21 protein-coding genes are annotated in these 21,972 nt (G+C 44.6%); 12 read left to right on the top strand and 9 right to left on the bottom strand.

Annotation, left to right across the window (positions count from 1 at the left end):
• Window positions 1–35: 35 nt before the first annotated feature.
• The 7 genes from ACED42_RS17025 to ACED42_RS16995 all read right to left on the bottom strand — a co-directional run bounded on the left by ACED42_RS17025 (window position 36) and on the right by ACED42_RS16995 (window position 5,303).
• The gene (locus ACED42_RS17025) at window positions 36–470 is read right to left on the bottom strand and encodes a hypothetical protein (RefSeq protein WP_017100130.1); all 435 of its coding nucleotides are present in this window, start codon (window positions 468–470) and stop codon (window positions 36–38) included.
• Between the two features lie 40 nt (window positions 471–510).
• Window positions 511–828, bottom strand: a complete 318-nt coding sequence (gene yqfB, locus ACED42_RS17020; RefSeq protein WP_102249882.1) for a N(4)-acetylcytidine aminohydrolase — start codon at window positions 826–828, stop codon at window positions 511–513.
• 168 nt (window positions 829–996) lie between these two features.
• Window positions 997–1,350: a 50S ribosomal protein L20 gene (rplT, locus tag ACED42_RS17015; protein WP_004733517.1), complete on the bottom strand. Its 354-nt coding sequence runs from the start codon at window positions 1,348–1,350 to the stop codon at window positions 997–999.
• 42 nt (window positions 1,351–1,392) lie between these two features.
• Window positions 1,393–1,587, bottom strand: coding sequence for a 50S ribosomal protein L35 (rpmI, locus tag ACED42_RS17010; RefSeq protein ID WP_004738430.1), 195 nt, complete (start codon window positions 1,585–1,587; stop codon window positions 1,393–1,395).
• A gap of 104 nt (window positions 1,588–1,691) precedes the next feature.
• Complete coding sequence (gene infC, locus ACED42_RS17005) at window positions 1,692–2,243, bottom strand: translation initiation factor IF-3 (protein WP_077680304.1); 552 nt, start codon at window positions 2,241–2,243, stop codon at window positions 1,692–1,694.
• 2 nt (window positions 2,244–2,245) lie between these two features.
• A complete protein-coding gene (gene thrS, locus ACED42_RS17000) occupies window positions 2,246–4,174 on the bottom strand; it encodes a threonine--tRNA ligase (protein ID WP_371703482.1) in 1,929 nt (642 codons plus the stop codon).
• Between the two features lie 385 nt (window positions 4,175–4,559).
• Window positions 4,560–5,303 carry a sporulation protein gene (locus tag ACED42_RS16995; RefSeq protein ID WP_280545105.1) on the bottom strand — a complete coding sequence of 248 codons (744 nt, stop codon included), beginning with the start codon at window positions 5,301–5,303 and terminating at the stop codon, window positions 4,560–4,562.
• Between the two features lie 181 nt (window positions 5,304–5,484).
• On the opposite strand from ACED42_RS16995, the gene hutC reads away from it, so the two are divergent.
• From hutC to ACED42_RS16960, 7 genes are all read left to right on the top strand, one after another.
• Complete coding sequence (gene hutC, locus ACED42_RS16990; RefSeq protein WP_017078663.1) at window positions 5,485–6,198, top strand: histidine utilization repressor; 714 nt, start codon at window positions 5,485–5,487, stop codon at window positions 6,196–6,198.
• 113 nt (window positions 6,199–6,311) lie between these two features.
• Complete coding sequence (hutI, locus tag ACED42_RS16985; RefSeq protein ID WP_371703479.1) at window positions 6,312–7,562, top strand: imidazolonepropionase; 1,251 nt, start codon at window positions 6,312–6,314, stop codon at window positions 7,560–7,562.
• Complete coding sequence (gene hutG / locus ACED42_RS16980; RefSeq protein WP_371703477.1) at window positions 7,549–8,577, top strand: formimidoylglutamase; 1,029 nt, start codon at window positions 7,549–7,551, stop codon at window positions 8,575–8,577. The genes hutI and hutG overlap by 14 nt, the downstream gene beginning before the upstream one ends.
• A gap of 102 nt (window positions 8,578–8,679) precedes the next feature.
• Window positions 8,680–10,374, top strand: a complete 1,695-nt coding sequence (hutU, locus tag ACED42_RS16975; protein WP_371703475.1) for a urocanate hydratase — start codon at window positions 8,680–8,682, stop codon at window positions 10,372–10,374.
• A 14-nt stretch (window positions 10,375–10,388) separates the two neighbouring features.
• A complete protein-coding gene (gene hutH / locus ACED42_RS16970) occupies window positions 10,389–11,921 on the top strand; it encodes a histidine ammonia-lyase (protein ID WP_032555189.1) in 1,533 nt (510 codons plus the stop codon).
• 123 nt (window positions 11,922–12,044) lie between these two features.
• On the top strand, window positions 12,045–13,076 hold the full coding sequence (locus ACED42_RS16965) for a histidine ammonia-lyase (RefSeq protein WP_371703472.1): 1,032 nt from the start codon (window positions 12,045–12,047) through the stop codon (window positions 13,074–13,076).
• A 166-nt stretch (window positions 13,077–13,242) separates the two neighbouring features.
• Window positions 13,243–13,968, top strand: a complete 726-nt coding sequence (locus ACED42_RS16960; RefSeq protein ID WP_371703470.1) for a DUF3581 domain-containing protein — start codon at window positions 13,243–13,245, stop codon at window positions 13,966–13,968.
• Between the two features lie 138 nt (window positions 13,969–14,106).
• Here ACED42_RS16960 and ACED42_RS16955 read toward each other — a convergent pair whose 3' ends face one another.
• Together ACED42_RS16955 and ACED42_RS16950 are read right to left on the bottom strand one after the other, a co-directional pair.
• Window positions 14,107–14,568 (bottom strand): isoprenylcysteine carboxylmethyltransferase family protein, encoded by a 462-nt coding sequence (locus ACED42_RS16955; protein ID WP_012603712.1) that lies wholly within the window; start codon window positions 14,566–14,568, stop codon window positions 14,107–14,109.
• 66 nt (window positions 14,569–14,634) lie between these two features.
• Window positions 14,635–17,670, bottom strand: a complete 3,036-nt coding sequence (locus ACED42_RS16950) for an FAD-binding and (Fe-S)-binding domain-containing protein (protein WP_371703468.1) — start codon at window positions 17,668–17,670, stop codon at window positions 14,635–14,637.
• 219 nt (window positions 17,671–17,889) lie between these two features.
• Here ACED42_RS16950 and ACED42_RS16945 point away from each other — a divergent pair, with 219 nt between their 5' ends.
• The 5 genes from ACED42_RS16945 (at window position 17,890) to ACED42_RS16925 (ending at window position 21,854) form a co-directional block, all read left to right on the top strand.
• Window positions 17,890–18,573, top strand: a complete 684-nt coding sequence (locus tag ACED42_RS16945) for a DUF3334 family protein (RefSeq protein ID WP_009846485.1) — start codon at window positions 17,890–17,892, stop codon at window positions 18,571–18,573.
• Window positions 18,574–18,793: 220 nt separating this feature from the next.
• A complete protein-coding gene (locus tag ACED42_RS16940; RefSeq protein WP_371703466.1) occupies window positions 18,794–19,483 on the top strand; it encodes a DUF2786 domain-containing protein in 690 nt (229 codons plus the stop codon).
• A 105-nt stretch (window positions 19,484–19,588) separates the two neighbouring features.
• The gene (locus tag ACED42_RS16935) at window positions 19,589–20,257 is read left to right on the top strand and encodes an OmpA family protein (protein WP_009846483.1); all 669 of its coding nucleotides are present in this window, start codon (window positions 19,589–19,591) and stop codon (window positions 20,255–20,257) included.
• Window positions 20,258–20,399: 142 nt separating this feature from the next.
• Entirely contained in the window at window positions 20,400–21,500 is a 1,101-nt protein-coding gene (locus ACED42_RS16930) for a hypothetical protein (RefSeq protein ID WP_371703464.1), read from the top strand.
• Window positions 21,501–21,665: 165 nt separating this feature from the next.
• The gene (locus ACED42_RS16925) at window positions 21,666–21,854 is read left to right on the top strand and encodes a hypothetical protein (RefSeq protein WP_017098749.1); all 189 of its coding nucleotides are present in this window, start codon (window positions 21,666–21,668) and stop codon (window positions 21,852–21,854) included.
• Window positions 21,855–21,972 lie beyond the last annotated feature (118 nt).

The raw sequence follows: 21,972 nt of genomic DNA, 5'->3' as shown, positions 1-21,972 counted from the left end.
TTGGCTTTTTATTTGCTCATAAAACGAATCAGCGTTTAGCTTTCAACTTGAACAAGCTTCAAGTACGAATGTAGCTCACCGTTCTTATACTCAACCGCAGAATGGATATTAAGGTCTTTACACGCGACAACATCAAACTGGTAACGATTGTCACCTTTATTGATTTCGACTTGCAGCAGCCCGCTTTTAAGCAACCAATGACCTTGGGTTTCAAATCGGTCAAACAAACGATATTCCGTTAGACTACCATCAGAATGAAAGTGAACCTCGGTAATGTACCCTGCTGGGCAACTTTTTACCCAAGTCCGCCCTAAGACATCTTCTTCAACAAAGTTTCTTTTGCTCTCGCACCACTTTAAATAATCGGCACTCTCGCTCAGTTCACTATCAAGGTCATTCTTAGACAGTAACGTTTGCTCTTGCTGTTCACGACAATAAAGCTGAAGCAGTGTCTGCTGGTTATTACTCATTAATCGCCACCCCTAGCTAGTCAATCTAATCCAATCAGGCTTAAGCTACCAACTCATAAGAGACAACATACAGTTCAGAGATCCCTGGGTAGATATCTTGAATCACATCCTTGAGGACATCTAGCGTCATGTTCTCTTGCTGAGCATGGAATTCACCTAAGTCATCAAACAAGATTGGTTCTACGCTAATGATCTTAAGATTACAGAATACACGTCCCTGCTCTAGCGTTGATACTTCTACAACACTGCCCGGCTGGTAATCGCGCTCAGATTCATCGCGAATAGTAATCGTCTTCTTGCCAGAAAGGATGTCAGTTTCAAAACGTTCGAAGAACGTCATAGTAGTCGGTGCGGTCATTTATCTCGGTCGCTTAACATTTAAAGGTTAGGTAAATGTTTATATACCAGAATGCTTGTTCAAGCGAATAAAAATTAGATGCGAGAGAATGCGGCAAAGCCAAATAGCAGGCAATAAAAAAGGAGAACCGAAGTTCTCCTTTTATTAAACCTTTAAGCTAACTCTAAATTATAGAGATGCTTTCGCTTTTTCAACTAGAACAGCAAATGCTGCTTTGTCGAATACTGCGATGTCAGCAAGAATCTTACGGTCGATCTCGATAGATGCTTTCTTAAGGCCATTGATGAAACGGCTGTAAGATAGACCATTTTGACGAGATGCCGCGTTGATACGTGCAATCCAAAGTTGACGGAATTGACGTTTCTTGTTGCGACGGTCACGGTAAGCGTATTGACCAGCTTTGGTAACTGCTTGGAAAGCTACGCGGTAAACACGTGAACGTGCTCCGTAGTAACCTTTAGCTTGTTTTAGAACTTTCTTATGACGTGCACGAGCTTGTACACCACGTTTTACGCGAGGCATTATGCTTCTCCTAAACTAAACGAATTTATAAACTAAAAAGAATTAAGCGTATGGCATCATACGTAGAACTTGAGCAACTTCACATTTAGGAAGGATCGAGTTCGGACGTAGCTGACGCTTGTTCTTAGTAGTACGCTTAGTCAGGATGTGACGTTTACCAGCGTGCTTAAACTTAATACCACCAGCAGTTTTCTGGAAACGCTTAGCAGCACCTTTGTTGGTTTTCATCTTAGGCATGATGAATAACTCCGCATTGTTGAGTTGTTAATAACATAGTAATTAGGGCGAATAAAACCCCGCAACCTGAGGCTGCAGGGTTTAATTACTTGCAAAGCCGTTAATTACTTCTTTTTAGGGGCCAACACCATGATCATCTGGCGACCTTCAATTCTCGTTGGGAAAGATTCGACAACTGCAAATTCTTCAGTATCTACTTTCAAACGATTAAGAACGTCAACACCGATTTCTTGGTGAGCCATTTCGCGGCCACGGAAGCGAATTGTTACCTTCACTTTGTTGCCGTCTTCAAGGAAACCAGTCAGGTTGCGTAGTTTTACCTGATAGTCTCCAATATCAGTTCCAGGTCGGAATTTAATTTCCTTGATCTGAACCTGCTTTTGCTTTTTCTTCTGCTCTTTCGCAGCTTTGCTCTTCTCGAAGAGGAACTTACCGTAGTCCATCACACGACAAACTGGCGGCTCGGCGTTAGGGCTGATCTCTACAAGATCCATACCAGCTTCATTTGCAGCTTCCATCGCTTCAGCGATTGTTACTACACCAACAGCTTCGCCGTCTGCGCCAGTTAGACGCACTTCACGAACGCCACGAATGTCACCGTTTAAACGGTGCTGGTTTTGTTTGGCCGGTTGTTGGCCACGTCTTCCGCCTTTAATAGCTATTCCTCCAGATTGAGCTTACGGCTTGAAACCTCGGCTTGGATGTATGAAATAAAGTCATCCACTTTAAATTTGCCAAGGTCCTTACCTTTACGTGTACGTACTGCAATTTCGCCGGCTTCCATTTCTTGGTCACCACACACAAGCATGAACGGTACACGTTTCAAAGTATGTTCGCGGATTTTAAAGCCAATCTTCTCATTTCTCAAGTCTGCTTTGACTCTAAATCCACTTTTTTGCAGTTTTTCCGCAATTTCTTGTACATATTCAGACTGTTTGTCTGTAATGCCCATAACAATTGCTTGTTCTGGCGCCAACCACGTTGGGAAGAAGCCAGCGTATTCTTCAATAAGAATACCGATGAAGCGTTCTAGTGAACCTAAAATCGCGCGGTGAATCATAACTGGCGTGTGACGCTCGTTATCTTCACCTACGTAAGTTGCACCTAAACGTTCTGGTAATGCAAAATCGAGCTGCACTGTACCACATTGCCATGCGCGGTCCAAACAATCATGCAAAGTAAATTCAATCTTAGGTCCGTAGAACGCACCCTCGCCTTCTTGAATCTCGTATGCAATCTCCATCGCCTCAAGCGCTTGCTTAAGATCGGCCTCTGCACGGTCCCACATTTCGTCTGAACCTACACGCTGTTCTGGACGAGTAGATAGCTTAACAACAATGTTTTCGAAACCGAAAGTTGTGTAAGTATCGTAAACCATTTCAATACAAGCTTTAACTTCTTGCTGAACTTGGTCTTCAGTACAGAATACGTGAGCATCATCTTGAGTGAAGCCACGAACACGCATAATACCGTGAAGTGCGCCAGACGGTTCGTTACGGTGACATGAGCCAAACTCAGCCATACGTAGCGGTAGATCACGGTAAGATTTCAAACCTTGGTTAAAGATTTGAACGTGACCAGGACAGTTCATTGGCTTGATCGCGTATTCACGGTTCTCTGAAGAAGTCGTGAACATCGCTTCAGCGTACTTATCCCAGTGACCAGAACGTTCCCAAAGAACACGGTCCATCATTAATGGGCCTTTTACTTCTTGGTAATCGTACTCAGTCAGCTTCTGACGAATAAATACTTCTAGCTCACGGAAGATAGTCCAACCGTTGTGATGCCAGAACACCATGCCTGGTGCTTCTTGCTGCATGTGGAATAGATCTAAGTGCTTACCGATTTTACGGTGATCACGCTTAGCCGCTTCTTCTAGACGCACTAGGTGAGCCTTAAGCGCTTTCTTGTCGTGGAATGCAGTGCCGTAGATACGTTGAAGCATCTTGTTGTCACTGTTACCACGCCAGTAAGCACCCGCTACGTTCAGTAGCGTGAAGTGTTGGCAGAAGCCCATATGTGGAACGTGTGGACCACGACACATATCGATGTATTCTTCATGATGGTACAGGCCTGGACGATCGTCTTTAGAAACGTTCTCATCCAAGATTTCGATTTTGTAAGTCTCGCCGCGAGCTTCGAATGCGTCACGCGCTTCCTGCCAGCTAACTTTCTTCTTAACAACCTGGTACTTGGTCTTCGCTAGCTCTTTCATACGCTTTTCAATCTTTTCTAGATCTTCTTGCGTTAGAGAGTGCTCAAGGTCGATATCGTAGTAGAAACCGTTATCGATGGTAGGACCGATCGCCATTTTCGCTTCTGGAAAAAGCTGCTTAATCGCGTGACCTAAAAGGTGAGCACAAGAGTGACGAACGATCTCAAGGCCATCAACTTCATCTTTAGCTGTGATGATTTCTAGGCTTGCATCGTTTTCGATAAGATCACAAGCATCAACACGCTCGCCGTCTACACGACCAGCAATGGTTGCTTTCGCAAGACCAGGACCGATTGATAGGGCAACATCTAGAGTTGATACAGGGTTGTCAAATTGACGCTGACTACCGTCAGGAAGAGTAATAATTGGCATTATTTGTCCTTTACAGTGGTGTTGCACACCAAGCAACACATGAAAATGTTTAATATATGTTTTTCAACCAACAAATATGTTGATCGGAGATATATGCATAATAAAGATACCCACATAGAAGCAAATACAGATGCCCCATTTGTGAGTAGCCGAACATTGTAACGAAATTATATGAAATGACAATGTTAGTCCCACAGCGCCACAAAAACTACATAACTTAAATGTCTCTTCTATATAGGACCTTCTAACACCCTAAGCTAACGTTCAATGATTGGTTCTTTGTCTTTATTTACAAACAAAAAAGCCGAACGGATAAGTTCGGCTTTAGAAATCGTACTGTCTTGTCTCTATTAATAGAAAGAGCATCTACTAACAGAGAGAGCAACTACGCACTCATGATTCTTGATACAACGTTGCGAATGTCTGAATCGGCCGCGTTAGCTGGCAAGCTGAATGAGATGTATTGGTCGCCACGAAAGCTCATTGAGCGGTCGATTTCTGCTAGGCAGTGAACCATTGAACCTTCAACGATGAATGACAGCTCGATCTCTTTGTTATTCATAAAGCCGCCGCTGCGAAATTCAATCTCTTGGTAACAGCCAGAGCGAGAAGTAAAGCTGTTGCCTTTCAAGAAGCCCTTCTCTACATCTGCTTTCACCATTGCCATACCCGATGCTTCCACGCCTTGGATGATTTTAGCAACTGTTGGCAGTGGGTGTACGGAGATAAAGTCACGGTCTTTAGGGTCAATCGCGAAGCCTATATCTAGGTTGGTTTCAACCCACACATGGCATTGGTTCGTTTGTGCGTTCAACGCGGTGACTGGCGTTTCATCATGTAACTTAAGTCGGAATGGAACCAGTTTGGTTTCGCCCGGTTGGATAACGAAAGGCTCTACGGCTTGAATACGACCCAGTGAAAAGGTTTCGTAGCTGGTACTGTCTTCCGTTTCTACTTTTACTTCTGTGTTGAGAACCAAGTTAATCAAGTCGATTTGTTGTTCAACGTCGCCACCAACAATGTGAACATTGCCAGACAACTCTCCACCTTGGAAAACTTCAATATTATCTAAGACAGTATCAACCTTTGCTGCACCGATGCCCAACGAGGCCTTTAATTTCTTAAACATATTATTTCCCTTTCTAATTATCTGATTTACGAATAGTTATTGCGTGACAATTTGCGACACTTGCCTCACAGAATCAAGCAATTTGCCCCATCTATGTTGAATAAGGTCACATTGCCCGAGGAAATGTTGAAATCGTGAAAAATTCCGTTACTCTATTTGTATAGTCAAATAAGGTTTCATTATGTCGAAAGCGCCGCTCTACCTTCAGATAAAACAGTTCATAGACGAGAATATCACCAGTGGTCACTGGCCAGTGGGTTACCAGATAACCACAGAGCTAGAACTCACTGAACAGTTCAAAGTGAGTCGAATGACAGTGAATAAGGCCATTCGAGATCTGGTGTCTGAAGGTAAGCTCATCAGGAAACCAAGGCTGGGTACTTTTGTTTGTGAACCAGACGAAAAAGCACAATCTCCCCTGCTTGATATCAACAATATCGCGCAAGAGATCAAAGACCGAGGCCAAACGTATGCTAGTCAAGTTATCAAGCACGATAGTATCAAGGCTGATGAAAGCACCGCCACACGGTTAGGTGTAATGATCAATGCCGAAGTATTCTATAGTGAAATCATCCACTTTGCGGACAACGCGCCGATTCAATTGGAAGCGCGTTGGGTGAACTCTCAAGCCGCCCCAAAATACCTAGAGCAAGACTTTTCAACCTCTACGCCCAACGAATACCTTTCAAAAAACTGCCCGTTGAGTGCTATAGAGCATACGGTTGAAGCCATTATTCCTGACTCTCAAATCAGAACGTCACTAAAACTTTCTGAATCAGAGCCTTGCCTACTTTTGAATAGAAGAACGTGGAGTAAAGAACGCCTAATCAGCTTTGCATTGCTCTACCATCCTGGCTCTAAGTACAAATTAAGCTCCAAGATACTTCTAGATTAAAGAACATCATCCTGATCGCCGATCACATTTTTGCAACATCAACTTGATTCGGGTCAGCGTTTAGCCTATTTATTTGTATATACATTTAATGTTTAGCAAAGATCTAGGTGATTATGAATTTGATCCTCAAAAACGCACGAGTGGTCTCCATGAGCTCGGGAGCCGATGGCTATCAGCCCTCTTCCCCTCAAGATATCGTTATCGAAAGCGGTAAAATCGTGTCCATCTCTTGTTCAAACCAAGGCGTACTTGCTTCTGAGTTAGAACAAGTAAGTGTTGATGGTTCTTTGGATTACATCACCTATGATTGCAAAAACAAGTTAGTCACCCCTGGGTTGATTGATTGCCACACTCACCTCGTATTTGCGGGTAATCGTGCCAATGAATTTGAGCAGCGTTTGAATGGTGTGTCTTACACCGACATCGCCAAGCAAGGCGGCGGCATTCTAGCGACAGTCACTGCAACACGCGCAGCGAAAGAGTCTGAACTGGTTGAAATGGCGTTACCGAGACTCGATGGTCTACTAAGAAGTGGCGTAACCAGCATCGAAGTAAAATCTGGCTATGGTTTAACGCTTGATGATGAACTCAAGATGTTACGCGCTGCTAAAGCGTTAGAAAATCATCGCCGAATTAAGATCACCACCACTCTCCTTGCAGCGCATGCTGTGCCACCTGAATACAAAGAACAACCGGACAGCTACATCGATCTGGTTTGCCAAGAGATCATTCCTAAAGCTGCAGAGCAAGGGCTCGCCGATGCGGTTGACGTGTTCTGCGAGTCTATCGGCTTCAACCTAGAACAGACCGAACGCGTCTTTGCAGCTGCCAAAGCACATGGGCTCGCGATTAAAGGCCACACTGAACAACTTTCAAATATGGGCGGCAGTGCGCTCGCAGCTAAATACGGTGCACTCTCTGTCGACCATGTTGAATACCTTGATGAAACCGGAGTAAAAGCACTGGCGAAATCAGGGACAGTAGCCACCTTGCTACCCGGAGCTTTCTATTTCTTGAAAGAGACTCAACAACCGCCCGTTGCCCTACTTCGTGAACACAACATTCCAATGGCGATCGCGACCGACCTAAATCCCGGCACCTCACCCTTTGCAGATTTAACGCTGATGATGAACATGAGCTGCACCCTGTTTGGCACGACGCCTGAAGAAGCATTGCGTGGTGTAACTTGTAACGCCGCAGCTGCCATTGGCGACTCACAAACCAAAGGCAAAGTCGAAGTCGGCTATGCCGCTGATTTGGCTATCTGGAATATCGACCACCCTGCCGATCTAAGTTATCAAGTCGGTGTTCCTCATCTGCATAAACGCATTGTTAATGGCGAGGTGTGTCATGACTCAATCTAAATCCAACGGTAACCAAGAGAACGCAACAACCGTGCATAACTTTGTGTGGACCGGACGTAATGATCTTGAAGATGGCGCACTCGGTACTCGCGTTCATCACATTACCAAGCAAGTGCAAAGTAGTGAGTTAAGTGACAAGCTGACTGACGGTGATATCGCCTTGGTAGGCTTTGCCAGCGACGCCGGTGTTGCAAGAAATAAAGGACGCGTGGGCGCGAAACAAGCACCTAACTTGATACGCCAAGCTCTGGCGAATATGGCTTGGCATAGTGACGCACACATCGCCGATCTCGGTGATATCGAATGCAATGATGGTCAGCTCGAAGTCAGTCAAAAACAGTGTGCTTCTGTGATTGCCAATGCTTTATCAACTAACAAAGTGATTACCCTTGGCGGTGGTCACGAAGTGGCTTGGGCTTCTTTCCAAGGTCTCGCTGAGCATCTAAATAAAATTCAATCAGAACACAATCCTAAGATCGGCATCGTTAACTTTGATGCTCACTTTGATCTTCGTGAATTTGAAAGCGAAATCACCGATGTTAAACCGAGCTCAGGCACGCCTTTTAACCAGATCAGCGATTACTGCCACACACATCAATGGCCGTTTCATTACGCTTGTCTTGGCGTTAGCGCAGCCAGCAATACCAAAGCACTGTTCAACAAAGCCGACCAACTGGGTGTTTGGTATGAACACGACCGCAACATGACCCAAGTTAACCAAGTCGCTCAACTGGTTAAGTTGCAAAAATTCATCGCTGAGTGTGATTACCTCTATCTCACTATCGACCTTGACGTATTCCCAGCGGCGACTGCGCCGGGCGTAAGTGCACCAGCGGCAAGAGGCGTGAGCTATGAAGCACTCGCTCCTTTTCTAGAACAGATTTTCCAACACAGTGAAAAACTCATTATCGCGGACATTGCGGAATACAACCCAGACTACGACATCGATGGCCAAACGGCGCGGTTGGCGGCACGTTTGTGTTGGGATATAGCCAGTGCAATGGCCGGTGAATAATCCAGCTATACCGATAACTACAACTACAACTACAACTACAACTACAACTACAACTACAACTACAACTACAACGATATAACGTGAAACAGAAGGAATTCCAAAATGACGGAACACCACAACAGTGACCCTCGTCTCGACACGACTCGCGAAATTCGCGCACCTCACGGCACCACTTTGCGCGCTAAATCTTGGTTAACAGAAGCACCACTGCGTATGCTGATGAACAACCTAGACCCTGATGTGGCAGAACATCCACATGCACTGGTTGTGTATGGCGGTATCGGTCGCGCTGCACGTGATTGGAAATGTTATGACAAGATTGTTGAAGTATTAGAGCGTTTAGAAGACGACCAAACGTTGCTTGTTCAATCAGGTAAACCTGTGGGCGTGTTCCCGACTCATAAAAACGCGCCTCGCGTACTGATCGCTAACTCGAACCTTGTTCCACACTGGGCGAACTGGGAGCACTTCAACGAGCTCGATAAAGAAGGCTTGATGATGTACGGCCAAATGACAGCAGGTAGCTGGATTTACATTGGCTCACAAGGCATCGTTCAAGGCACTTATGAAACGTTTGTCGCTATCGCGAAGAAGCACTTTCAAGGAGAAGCAAACGGCAAGTGGGTTCTAACGGGTGGTCTTGGCGGTATGGGCGGTGCTCAACCTCTAGCTGCAACAATGGCTGGCTTCTCAATGATTGCGGTTGAATGTGATGAATCACGAATCGACTACCGCTTGCGCACTGGCTATGTCGACAAAAAAGCCACCAGCATCGATGAAGCGATGGCAATGATTAAAGAATCAGACACGCCAATCTCTGTTGGCCTACTCGGTAACGCTGCAGACGTATTCCCAGAACTAGTTGAACGCAATATCACACCTGATGTAGTGACCGATCAAACCTCTGCCCACGATCCACTGAACGGCTACTTGCCTCAAGGTTGGACGATGGAGAAAGCAGCACAAGAACGAACCATTAATGAAGCTAAAGTAGTGAAAGCCGCTAAGCAGTCCATGGCCATTCAAGTACAAGCTATGCTAGATCTTCAGTACCGTGGCGCTGCGACCGTAGATTACGGCAACAACATTCGCCAAATGGCACTTGAAGAAGGTGTGGAAAACGCATTTGATTTCCCAGGTTTCGTTCCTGCTTATATTCGTCCTTTATTTTGTGAAGGCATCGGTCCGTTCCGTTGGGCTGCCCTATCTGGTGACCCAGAAGACATCTACAAAACAGACCAAAAAGTAAAAGAACTGATTCCAGACAACCCACATCTACACAACTGGCTAGACATGGCGCGTGAGCGTATCCAGTTCCAAGGTTTGCCAGCTCGTATTTGTTGGGTCGGTTTGAAAGATCGCGAACGTTTAGGCCAAGCATTCAATGAAATGGTTAAAAGTGGCGAACTAAAAGCACCAGTTGTTATCGGTCGTGACCACCTAGATTCAGGCTCAGTAGCGAGCCCGAACCGCGAAACAGAAGGCATGATGGATGGATCTGATGCCATATCAGATTGGCCACTATTGAACGCTCTGTTAAATACTGCAGGCGGCGCAACATGGGTTTCCCTGCACCATGGCGGTGGCGTTGGCATGGGCTTCTCACAACACTCAGGAATGGTGATTTGTTGTGACGGCAGTGAAGATGCATCACAGCGCATTGCTCGTGTACTTCACAACGACCCAGCAACAGGCGTTATGCGTCATGCTGATGCGGGTTACGATATTGCCAAGCAGTGTGCTAAAGAGCAGAAGCTTGATTTACCTATGCTAAACGAAGAACTTCGTCGCCTTTAATTTCTGGAGAAAACATGTTGAATTTATTACTTAAACCAGGACTTCTTGGCTTACCTGAACTGCGTAAGATTAGCCGCAGCCCTGTAAATTTATCACTCGACCCCGCAGCGATTCCTGATATTGAAGCGAGCATGCACGTTGTCGAGCAAGTGATTGCTGAAGATCGTACTGTGTATGGCATCAATACGGGTTTTGGCTTATTAGCGAATACCAAAATCGCCCCAGAAGATTTAGAAGTACTACAGAAAAGTATCGTGCTTTCTCACGCAGCAGGCATCGGCAAGTTCATGTCTGATGAAACTGTGCGTTTGATGATGGTGCTAAAGATTAACAGTTTGTCTCGTGGCTACTCGGGTATCCGACTCAAGGTCATCAATGCTCTTATCGATCTAGTTAACGCACAGGTTTATCCGTGTGTTCCACAAAAAGGATCTGTGGGTGCTTCAGGAGATCTTGCTCCCCTCGCCCACATGAGTACGGTACTGCTAGGTGAAGGCCAAGCACGCCACAACGGCAAGATCATCACTGGCTTAGAAGCAATGCAGATCGCAGGCTTGGAGCCTATAACGCTAGCACCTAAAGAAGGTCTGGCGCTGTTAAACGGCACACAAGCATCGACAGCCTTTGCACTAGAAGGTCTGTTCGCAGCTGAAGACTTATTCGCGTCTGCAACCGTGTGTGGTGCAATGTCTGTAGAAGCCGCGCTAGGTAGCCGTCGTCCGTTTGATCCGCGTATTCATCGCGTTCGTGGTCATCGTGGCCAAATGGATGCAGCACTTGCTTACCGCCATATGCTTGATCAAAAGAGCGAGATTGGTGAATCACATACTTGTTGTGAAAAGGTTCAAGATCCTTACTCACTGCGTTGTCAGCCTCAAGTGATGGGTGCTTGTTTACAGCAGATTCGTAACTCAGCAGAGACCTTAACGATTGAAGCAAATGCCGTATCCGACAACCCGCTTGTTTTCGCTGACGATGGCGACATCATTTCAGGTGGTAACTTCCACGCAGAGCCCGTCGCAATGGCAGCCGACAACCTGGCACTAGCAATCGCTGAGATAGGTAGCTTGTCAGAACGAAGAATGGCACTGCTAATCGATAGCGCGCTAAGCAAACTTCCACCTTTCTTAGTCGATAACGGCGGCGTGAACTCGGGCTTTATGATTGCTCAAGTAACGTCTGCAGCACTCGCTAGTGAGAACAAAACCTTGGCTCATCCGGCGTCAATAGACAGCCTACCTACTTCTGCAAACCAAGAAGACCACGTATCAATGGCCACCTTTGCCGCTCGTAGGCTTAGATACATGGCTGAAAACACCCGTGGCATCTTGGCTGTTGAATACTTAGCAGCAGCACAAGGGCTCGACTTCCGAGCGCCAAACCTGTCATCTCCTCGCGTTGAAGAAGCCAAGCAAATTTTGCGTGAGAAAGTGAGCTTCTACGATAAAGACCGATATTTTGCACCGGATATTGAACAAGCTAACCTGTTGCTCAAGTTATCCGTTCATAACCACTTAATGCCAGAAGGTACGCTGTCAAGTTTTTAATACTTTCCGTATACTGGGCTGTACTCTCGTTACAGCCCACTTATCCATAAAAATGAACACACTTATTGATAGGAATGATACTATCCGAAAAATCATCACTCACTGTCGGAAAGTTCATTACCAATGATAACAAAAAAATCCCCAATCCTGCTTACAACAGCCCTTATCAGCACCTTATTCTTAGCCGGCTGTGGATCTGACTCAAGCAATAAAGCACCCGCAAAACCTACGACTCCAACGACTCCAACACTAACGAAAGTCGCGACCTATACCAGCATTAAAAACTGTTCAACTGCTGCTGAAGTGCCAAACTGTGCTTTTGAAAAAGGTATTTACATTCTGCCGATTGGTCCAAACATTACTCAAGTTCAGCAAGATGCCGTAAAACTGCAAGTCGAAAATTTGCTTAAATGGGCTCATGATGATGTGAGAAAGCAGTTTAGCAAAAAAACAATCGTCCTTGGGATAACTGAAAAGCCACCCGAAGACAACACAGTTCATGGAAAATTTGTTTTAGCGTTAGCAGATAACATGAACGGTAGTAGCCCTAATCTAAATGGGATAGAACTTATTTATACTAACCTTTCTGGGGCAGATGAAACAAAAAGCACCACGACATACCAAAAGCTGCTGCAAGTTTTCGATTACTATGTTGATGGTGACAACAATACAGCCGTTGGTGCTGAATTGGCCAAAAGCTACGATGGTTTCAAAACTCTCATCAATAAGAAAATAGGAACAGGTACACAAGCTTTAGGTTATCTAAAATACGATGAATGTAACTACGGCAACGGGCAGTTAGGTGCAGATCGTATTGATGGTACTCCAAGCAAATGTCTCTCAAGTAATGGTACAAGTATTAATGACGATGGTGATGACATTTCGAATGGCAAATTAGACTCAGTCCATACTGTCAAAAAGAACCTCAACCCAGGCGCATTTTTAGGATTGGTTTACGAATACAAAGTGAACCCTGCTAACGGTAAGTTCCCGAATGAGCTGAAAGACGCAAACCAGCCAAAAGGCTTTACTGCGGTCGGTAAAATCGCAAGCGGTGAAACAACAACCGCTAATTACCCATTTAACTATGCGAACCTTGCTTTTACACCAATGAGTGATTATTTAGATAAGTGGTTCTTCCCTAATAAAAAATAAGCTTATATAAATAAAGGTCTAGATTTTCTAGACCTTTATTATTTTTCTCACCAGCCCGCCTTCTCATCAATCTCCCTCCTTTTCGGCCCTCGTAAACTGGATAGACCATTAAAACCAAGTTAGTTAGCTATAATCCCCGCCAGATTTGATGACTAATAGCGATACTATGTTTCTGACACCTTACTTTTCTACTGAAGACAATCAATTTCAATTCACTCGTGAACAGGCTAGCCACTTTGCTAAAAAAGTAGCTGCTGACTTCAACCCAATTCACGATGAAGACAACAAACGCTTCTGCGTGCCTGGCGATCTTTTGTTTGCAGTACTTCTGCAAAAAGAAGGCATCAGCCAAAAAATGCGTTTTGATTTTTCAGGTATGGTAGGTAACGGTATTGCGCTAAGCGTTGACAACAAGTGTGAGAAAGAAAGCTCACTGGTTGACGAGAAAGGCAAAGAGTACCTACACATGTCTTGTGAAGGTGAAAAGAGCCACGATCAAGCATTCATCGAACACGTAGTAACAAACTACGTTAAGTTCTCAGGCATGAACTTCCCACACATCATGGTTCCTCTTATGGAAGAACAACAAATGATGATCAACTGCCAACGTCCTCTTGTGATTTACGAGAGCATGGAAGTTGAATTTACTCGCCTAGACCTATCTCACCCAGAAGTTGAATACTCTGGTGCGACTTTTGATGTTGAAGGCAAGCGTGGCATCGTGACACTGAACTTTGATTTCAAAGAAGACGGTGAAGTAGTCGGTAAAGGCGTAAAGCGCATGGTAGCAAGTGGTCTTAAGCCATACGACCAAGCTTCTGTAGACGACCTAGTAAACCGCTTCAACGAACGTAAAGATATGTTTCTAGCTCAGTTCGCAGCTGCCGCTTAATCAGCACTCTTATTTACATCACTTGATGTAAATAACTAGAGACAAGATCAATAAAGCCCAGCTTGGTATCACAAGCTGGGCTTTTTCATTTCGATGACTAATGACATCAAGTCACTCAAGCCTGTATTCAAGTCAGAACTAAATCCAGCGCCTAACCTTTTGTTTGTAATCAACATATTCCGCACCGAACAATTGCTCTAGAGCGCGTTCTTCTGGCTTAATTTGGAACTGATTCATGTAGATTACGAATACAAAACTGAGTAAGACACTGAACAGGTTTTGGAAGAAGTAGCCAAAACAAAACAGTAGGATAAATAGCCCTAGATACATTGGGTTTCGCGTGTAGCCAAAGATTCCACTATCCACAACTGCAGAAGCGGTGTCGACTTTGATCGGATTAACGGTGGTTTTCTGTTTGCGAAACTCCCATATGCCTGATATTCCAATAACACCACTCAAGACAATCCCGATACCGAGCACAACCATTCGATAAGGCAGTGCCAATGTTCCTTGGCTCAACTGCTGAGCGCAGAAGTATGATGCTACGAATACAATAATGAACAGTGCAACGGGTGGTACTTTTAATTCTAGAAATTTCATACTTTTCCTTATTAACATTCCTTTGTTAGTTTAGAAAAAAGCCCAGCAATTGCTGGGCTAAATGTATTAAAGAATTTTTGCTAGCGCTTGTAATGGGTGAGCAAGCTTCTCACCTTCAAAACGCTTCACTTGGCTACGGCAAGAATAACCCGTCACCAAACAACGATCTTTTGGTAAGTCCTGCATTTGAGGCTTCCAGCTTAAACCGTATATATCTTTCGACATTTGTAGCTTATCGACTTCATGCCCGAAGGTACCCGCCATGCCGCAACAGCCGACAGGAACGCTGGTTAACGCAGCACCAAAGTGTTTAAAGATAGCGCCCCATTCTTTTTCAGCGTTCGGCATTTTGGTTTTCTCAGTACAGTGAGCAAACAAGTACCACATATCTTCACTTGCTGAGCGTGCTTCGAACTCACCTAACGATGGCATTAACCATTCATGCACGGTAAGCACATCAAAGTCGCCACGCTTGTCACCTAAGATCTCAACGTATTCATCGCGGTAACAAAGCACAAGAGCAGGATCAACACCCACCAAAGGAATACCGATATCAGCAACCATCGACAAGAAATCCGATGTTGATTTCGCTTCACGTGCAAAACGATTTAAGAAGCCTTTAATGTGCAGAGCTTTACCATTTGGCTTAAACGGCAGCAACACCGGAGTTTTACCAAGTTTTTGAGCCAGAGTGACGAAGTCTTCAATCACCTCCGCATCATAGAAGCTAGTGAACGGGTCTTGAACGATCAGCACATGCTGTTTCTTCTCTTCAGAAGACAAGCCTTCTAAGTACTGTAAGTCGAAGAGTTGCAGCTCTTTGCTCGCCAGACGATTTTTAAGTGTAGGTACCGACATCAAAGGAGCATCAACATAACCGACCGTCTTAGCCGTTGCCGTTTGCATCCACTTTTGACCCAATGCAGCGTTCACTACTTTTGGCGCTTTCGCCATCAGCGGCAGCATGGTTTCAATGTTAGCGACTAAATAGTCTTTTGCTGGGCGCTGGTAACGCGAATAGTAGATGTTTAAGAATCGAGAACGGAAACTTGGTACATCAACTTTAATAGGACACTGGCTCGCACACGCTTTACACGCCAAACAACCGTTCATCGCTTCATGAACTTCATGTGAGAAATCGTACTCATGACGTTTGTTCATCGTGTTACGAATACGTTCCACCATGGTTTTAATCGGAGTATTGTCCTTCAGCGCTTCTTGCTCTAAATCGAGAATATCGACGCCTTGTTCCGTTAACTGACGCAACCATTCACGAACCAAGCCTGCACGGCCCTTTGGTGAATGACGACGGTCAGCCGTGACTTTCATCGAAGGACACATTGGCGAACTCGTATCGTAGTTGAAACACAAGCCGTTACCATTACATTCCATCGCTTGCTTGAAGCTATCACGGACTTGTACGTCGATCTGACGATCGTAGAAACCACGCTTGGTATCAGTGACTTTCACCAACTCAGCATCGCTTTCTAACGGCGTACAGATCTTGCCTGGGTTCATCTTGTTATGCGGGTCAAATGCCGCTTTAACTCGTCTTAATTCGGTAAACAGCTCTTCACCGAAGAAGTCAGGACCATACTCAGAACGGAAGCCTTTACCGTGTTCACCCCACATCAAGCCGCCGTATTTAGCCACCAGCTTAACCACTTCATCAGAGACTTCATGCATCAATGCTTCTTGCATCGGATCGCACAAATCTAAAGCAGGACGAACGTGCAGTACGCCCGCATCCACGTGACCAAACATGCCGTAGTTCAACTCTTTTGAATCGAGTAATACTCTAAATTCAGAGATGAAGTCGGCCAAGTTTTCTGGTGGTACACAGGTATCTTCAGCAAAAGCGACTGGCTTAGCTCGGCCTTTCGCCGCACCTAATAGACCTACCGCTTTCTTACGCATGTTGTAGATTCGGCCAATGCTCGCCAAATCACTGCACACTTGGAAGCCAATCACACCGGCTTCTTCAGTTTCTACCATGCTTTCAAGCTGTGCGGTCAGCGCTTGAACTTGTTGTTCAACTTCCGCTTCATCTTGGCCTGCAAACTCAACCATGTTGATGCCAAGCATCTCTTTATTTGGAACATCCATCAGCAAATCGCTCACGGTGTGCCAAACAATGTCTTGTTTCGCTAGGTTCAATACTCTTGAGTCAACGGTTTCAACAGACAGCGCTTTCGCTTCTACCATGAACGGCGCATTACGCAGTGCAGAATCGAACGTATTGTATTTCACGTTAACCAACGTTCGTGCTTTTGGAATCGGCGTGAGGTTCAGCTTTGCTTCAGTGATGAATGCTAATGAACCTTCTGCACCACATAGAACACGAGTCAGGTCAAAGCTATCGTCTTCTTCGTTGATTGCGTTCTTTAAATCGTAACCAGTTAAGAAGCGGTTCAATGGTGGGAATTTATTAAGAATTTGAGCGCGCTTATCTCGACAAACGGCCTCAGTTACTGCAAGTGCATGATGAGCAAATTCACCCTCAACAGGTAAGCCGTGTGATAAATCGGATTCGAGACATGAACCATCTGCGAAGACGGCTTGCAGCGACAACACATGGTCAGACGTTTTACCGTACTTCAATGACCCTTGGCCCGAAGCATCGGTATTGATCATTCCACCTAAGGTTGCTCGGTTACTGGTAGAAAGGTCTGGAGAGAAAAAGTAACCATACGGACGCACAGCATCGTTCAATTGGTCTTTAACGATACCTGACTGAACTCTTACCCAGCCTTCTTGCTCGTTAATCTCAAGAACCTTGTTCATATAACGAGACAGGTCAACCACGACGCCTTTTGTTAAAGACTGTCCGTTGGTACCGGTACCACCGCCACGAGGGGAAAAGGTCACGCGTTCGTAAGCAGATTTTGCACCCACTTTACCGATCAACACAACATCTTGAGTTGTTTTAGGGAGAATAACTGCCTGCGGCAATTGCTGATAGACACTGTTATCAGTCGCCACAGCCAAACGGCTAGAATATTGAGATTCAATGTCGCCAGTAAAGCCCGCTGTTTTTAGTTCATCTAAAAAGCGTACGACAACTGGATCGACATCAGCATTGAGTTGAAGTCTTGGTAACATTTGCTTCCTGCCCCTACTTCGCTGATCCTATCAGCATTGGGTTATCTGAGATTTTTAATATTTTTCTTTGAATTTCGTCACTTTACTACTATTAAGATCATATAAAAAGGTGATCAAATAAGAATCTCGGAGCAAGAATGGAGAAATAGTCACTTTCGTCTTAATTCAGTAGTAAGATAGTAGATAACTTTTTTACGACATCTCCATGAGCAAATAACAATGAAAAAAAGCAAAACAGTCACAACTGAAGATATTCTTCTTAAGCTATGCCAATCAGTCTCAAACGTACTTACTTCAGCGACGGCTTCACAGGTGTCCTACTCAGCCATGGTTCAAAAGATCAACAAGACAAGTCTTAAGCCAGATTTTGGTTGTTTCGTCTTGTTCGACGGCGGGTTTTCAGGTCTTGTTGTTATCAATTTTACGTCGAAAGCAGCGCTAGAGATCTACACAAATTACATGCGTAATATGGGCATGCCTGAAGACGAACTCGCTGTACTTCATACTTCAGACGAAGTAGGTGATGTATTAGGTGAGTTGATGAACCAGTTGGTTGGCGACTTTACCAACAAAATCCGTAAAGAACTCCAAACTAACATCACACAAAACCAACCGAAAATGCTGGCACTGAACAAGCAAGTGAACCTTTCTGTTGATACTAACTTAGATCGCCCGCAAGCTCGTCGTGTTACTTTCTCTACTGCCGACAACAACATTTTCTACCTTGAGCTGGCAATGGACAAAACAGAATTCATCCAATTGGAAGAATTTGAAATCGCTGAAGACGAATGTCCAGACAGCATTCTTGAAGCGACTCAGAAAAAAATGCAAGAACCAAAGCAGCCAGAGCAAAGTTCAGGCAACGATTCTGCAGCTGATTTACTCGATGAACTTGGAATCTAGTTTGCGAAAGCTCTAGCACTTCCTAAAAATCGTGTCACTAACGCCATCAATCCTCTTGATGGCGTTTTGTTTTGTCCGGGAGTCGCCGCTTCCTTCCTATATCCTTATTTTCTATAATCGTTCACCACATTCCTACAAATGACTTTTGACTTTGCTGTTACTCGCCAAAACATGTAAAATGTTGGACTTTTAAAAATTTGCGGTAATGATTAAGTTGTCGATGGATAAGAAAAAAGCCCTAAAGAAAATTGCCAAGTGTCTTGAGCTTGGAAACTCTGCGAACGTCAATGAAGCTGCCAATGCGATAAAAATGGCGCATAACTTGATGCTGAAATATGGTCTCGAAAAGGACGATATTGAATTTATCAAGATGGGAAAAACTCAATCCAGTCACCTGTTACCTGCAAATATCAGCTCTACACTGCTGCGTGTTATTCGTGGTATTAACACCAAGTTTGGCGTAGAAGCCGTGTTACTGAATCACAAAGGCCTTAAGCGCGTTGAATTCATTGGTGAAGCCGATCGCGCTATCTTCGCGGCTTTTGCGTTCGATATTATTTATCGTGAACTGAATGAGCACACTGGCCAATTCAGAAACAGTTTTGCGGGCTCGGGAACAGGGACACTAGAAGTAACACGTCGCGTAAACTCTTACGTTTCGGGTTGGGTAGAAGGTGCACTTGAAAAACTGCCTGTTATCACCCCAGACGACGAGTCAAACAACAAGATCAATAACTACATTGATAAAGAGTTCCAAAACATCGACCGCGAAACGTTCAAACAACAACTCAGAGAAGCGATGAAAAACCTCACCGCAGACTATGAAGTTGGCTTGAAGAAAGGTCGAAAACTGTCTGTAAATCGACCAGTTGGCGGAACTCAAGTGGTTAAAAAGATAACTAAATCATAGAGCCACTTTACATTGCTTCAGCGTATTGATAAAAACCACCAATAGGACTTATTGTTGTCTTTCGTAATTCATGCGTTTGACAGAAGTACATGATGGAGAAATACGTTGAAAAAAATCACACTAGCCCTGGCACTCACTGTTGCTCTAACGGGCTGTCAAGCGACACAACGCCAAAACGCAACAACCGGCGAATCTGAGACTAATTCCGCAACTCAAGGCGCTTTAATTGGTGCAATCGCCGGCGCTGTTGCTGGTGCAGCTACGGGTGACGACTCTAAAGACCGTCGTAAGCGTGCACTCATCGGCGCAGCAGGTGGCGCCGCAGTTGGCGGTGGTATCGGTTACTACTTTGACCAGCAAGAAGCTGCACTTCGTGAAGAACTCATGAACTCAGGCGTTCAAGTAGAGCGTGTTGGTGAGAACCAACTTCTACTTCGCCTAGAGAACGGCATTGGCTTCGATTCTGGTTCTTACGCTTTAGAATCAAGCATCCACAAAACACTTCGCGGCGTTGCGCGCATCTTAGTTGAATACCCAGACACTAGCCTAGTGATCGAAGGTCACACTGACAGCACGGGCAGCGAGTCTTCTAACCAAGTTCTTTCTGAGCGTCGTGCTGAATCGGTTCGTGCATTCTTGATCTCTCAAGACGTTGCTGCAGGCCGTGCCATTGCTCGTGGTAACGGTGAACGTTACCCTCTATGTGACAACAACACCTCTCAAGGTCGCGCTTGTAACCGTCGCGTAGAAATTCAAATCTTGCCGCTTAAGTAGCACGATTAAAGCCCAGTTCGTCTTTATCTATTGAATTAACCTCTATATAGTTGCTTATCGTCGTGTTGCTTGTTCAAAGTCACACGACTAGCCATATTCATACTGATATACCGACTCTGGGCTTTTTAACGAGACTTATCTATTGTTTATCCTATCCAACTTTCTGTCATCATCACTTCTTAGAACTCTATTTTTCACCCTCATCTTTTCTACAATACAGTTCTCTACTGCACACATCGTTCATGCAGAAAGCAACGTTGCATTCTCGATAGAATCTCAACCTCAAGATCCAGTTTCTCAATACCAACTAGCTCAAGCTTATGAATCAGGTAATGATGTCCCTTTGAGCACCAACGATGCATTTTATTGGTACTCGCAATCCGCAGAAAACGGCAATGCAGATGCGCAATTTAGGCTGGGTGAATGGTACTTGGCAGGATCAGGTGTAGAGCAAAGCAACAAGCTAGCTTTAGAATGGTTTATTAAATCAGCCTTACAAGGTAACCAACGCGCGCCTATCGAAGTCGCAAAGCTCTACGAATCCTCACTTGAGGAAGAACTCCTAAAACCATTAGATGAAGCACAGCTATGGTATGAAGCGGCCTTAAAAAACAATCCAACAGCCGAAGATGGCTATAACCGTATTCTGGAAGCGCAATTCAACCAGCAACGTGCCAAGCAGATCTCTTCGATTGAGAAGCTCAATGACAACGTCATTGCTGAAAGCAGCACGAATCAGAGGCTATCTAATCCAGAGCGAGCAAGTAGCTCCCCTTCTTATCTGCCCTCTAGAGAGCAGGTAACACGTTCTAACCTAACGTATTCAGACTATCTAATTGGCACAGCCTTAGCCGTGTTGATTTCAATTGTCAGCATTATCATGACTCTGGTGATATCAAAAAGAAGACACGCTCTAAAATCGGGTGAATTGGGGCAACAAAAGCAGACACTTGAAGCACAGCTTAGCTCGAAGGACTTCACTATTAAGCAGCAGAAACGTCAGCTACACACGATGTTCCATGAGTTAAAAAAACAGAAAAATGACAACAGCCTGAACAATTTACAAGTAGCCTGCGCTCTATTTGGGTATACACCTAGCTCAATTCCGAATCAAAAAAGCATTAAAATTCGATATAAACAACTATCCAAAATCTACCACCCTGATGGTTACGGATGTGACGAAGAGATGAAACGTTTGAACAATTCGCTAAAAACCATCCTCAAGAGTGTTACAAAAACGTAAACAACCAAGCAAACTCGATTTCCAAAGTCGCAAAGATATCGATTTTATTAGTACTGCAATCGATCCCCCTCTCAAAAACAGGTAACAAACTATTAACTAATGAGTCTTACTTGTGTCATAATTTGCGCCGAAAATACACCTGACTTAAACAGGTGAGGAGAGAATATGTTCACAATAGAAGGCGTTTGTGATTGGTGCAAAAAGCCAAGCCTAGTTAAAAAGCACGACTACCTAGATGGTAAGTGTCATCATGCATGTAAAGAGTGCAATGATATGGCCACCATTGATGTTCGCCAGTTCAATATTGGTGAAATGGAAATGAGAGCAAAACTCTCCCAAGCGACATTGAGATAAGCAACACCGTTGAAATATAAGAAAGCGCCTAAGGCGCTTTTTTTGTATCTGAGATTTATCTTCTTATCTTCTTATCTTCTTATCTTCTTATCTTCTTATCTTCTTATCTTCTTATCTT

The sequence above is a fragment of the Vibrio sp. FF145 genome (assembly GCF_041439075.1).
In the GTDB taxonomy this organism is placed as follows: Bacteria; Pseudomonadota; Gammaproteobacteria; order Enterobacterales; family Vibrionaceae; genus Vibrio; species Vibrio tasmaniensis_A.
The sequence above is the reverse complement of the archived record's forward strand: the minus strand, read 5'-3'. Positions and strand labels throughout refer to the sequence as shown.

Bases quoted from the DNA above. Each gene is read 5' to 3' on its own strand.
- rplT (WP_004733517.1), bottom strand. From the start codon at position 1,350: ATGCCTCGCGTAAAACGTGGTGTACAAGCTCGTGCACGTCATAAGAAA.
- ACED42_RS17025 (WP_017100130.1), bottom strand. From the start codon at position 470: ATGAGTAATAACCAGCAGACACTGCTTCAGCTTTATTGTCGTGAACAG.
- hutI (WP_371703479.1), top strand. From the start codon at position 6,312: ATGAATTTGATCCTCAAAAACGCACGAGTGGTCTCCATGAGCTCGGGA.
- hutU (WP_371703475.1), top strand. From the start codon at position 8,680: ATGACGGAACACCACAACAGTGACCCTCGTCTCGACACGACTCGCGAA.
- hutH (WP_032555189.1), top strand. From the start codon at position 10,389: ATGTTGAATTTATTACTTAAACCAGGACTTCTTGGCTTACCTGAACTG.
- rpmI (WP_004738430.1), bottom strand. From the start codon at position 1,587: ATGCCTAAGATGAAAACCAACAAAGGTGCTGCTAAGCGTTTCCAGAAA.
- ACED42_RS16940 (WP_371703466.1), top strand. From the start codon at position 18,794: ATGGATAAGAAAAAAGCCCTAAAGAAAATTGCCAAGTGTCTTGAGCTT.
- ACED42_RS16965 (WP_371703472.1), top strand. From the start codon at position 12,045: ATGATAACAAAAAAATCCCCAATCCTGCTTACAACAGCCCTTATCAGC.
- yqfB (WP_102249882.1), bottom strand. From the start codon at position 828: ATGACCGCACCGACTACTATGACGTTCTTCGAACGTTTTGAAACTGAC.
- ACED42_RS16925 (WP_017098749.1), top strand. From the start codon at position 21,666: ATGTTCACAATAGAAGGCGTTTGTGATTGGTGCAAAAAGCCAAGCCTA.
- ACED42_RS16945 (WP_009846485.1), top strand. From the start codon at position 17,890: ATGAAAAAAAGCAAAACAGTCACAACTGAAGATATTCTTCTTAAGCTA.
- ACED42_RS16950 (WP_371703468.1), bottom strand. From the start codon at position 17,670: ATGTTACCAAGACTTCAACTCAATGCTGATGTCGATCCAGTTGTCGTA.
- hutG (WP_371703477.1), top strand. From the start codon at position 7,549: ATGACTCAATCTAAATCCAACGGTAACCAAGAGAACGCAACAACCGTG.
- hutC (WP_017078663.1), top strand. From the start codon at position 5,485: ATGTCGAAAGCGCCGCTCTACCTTCAGATAAAACAGTTCATAGACGAG.
- ACED42_RS16995 (WP_280545105.1), bottom strand. From the start codon at position 5,303: ATGTTTAAGAAATTAAAGGCCTCGTTGGGCATCGGTGCAGCAAAGGTT.
- ACED42_RS16955 (WP_012603712.1), bottom strand. From the start codon at position 14,568: ATGAAATTTCTAGAATTAAAAGTACCACCCGTTGCACTGTTCATTATT.
- ACED42_RS16960 (WP_371703470.1), top strand. From the start codon at position 13,243: ATGTTTCTGACACCTTACTTTTCTACTGAAGACAATCAATTTCAATTC.
- thrS (WP_371703482.1), bottom strand. From the start codon at position 4,174: ATGCCAATTATTACTCTTCCTGACGGTAGTCAGCGTCAATTTGACAAC.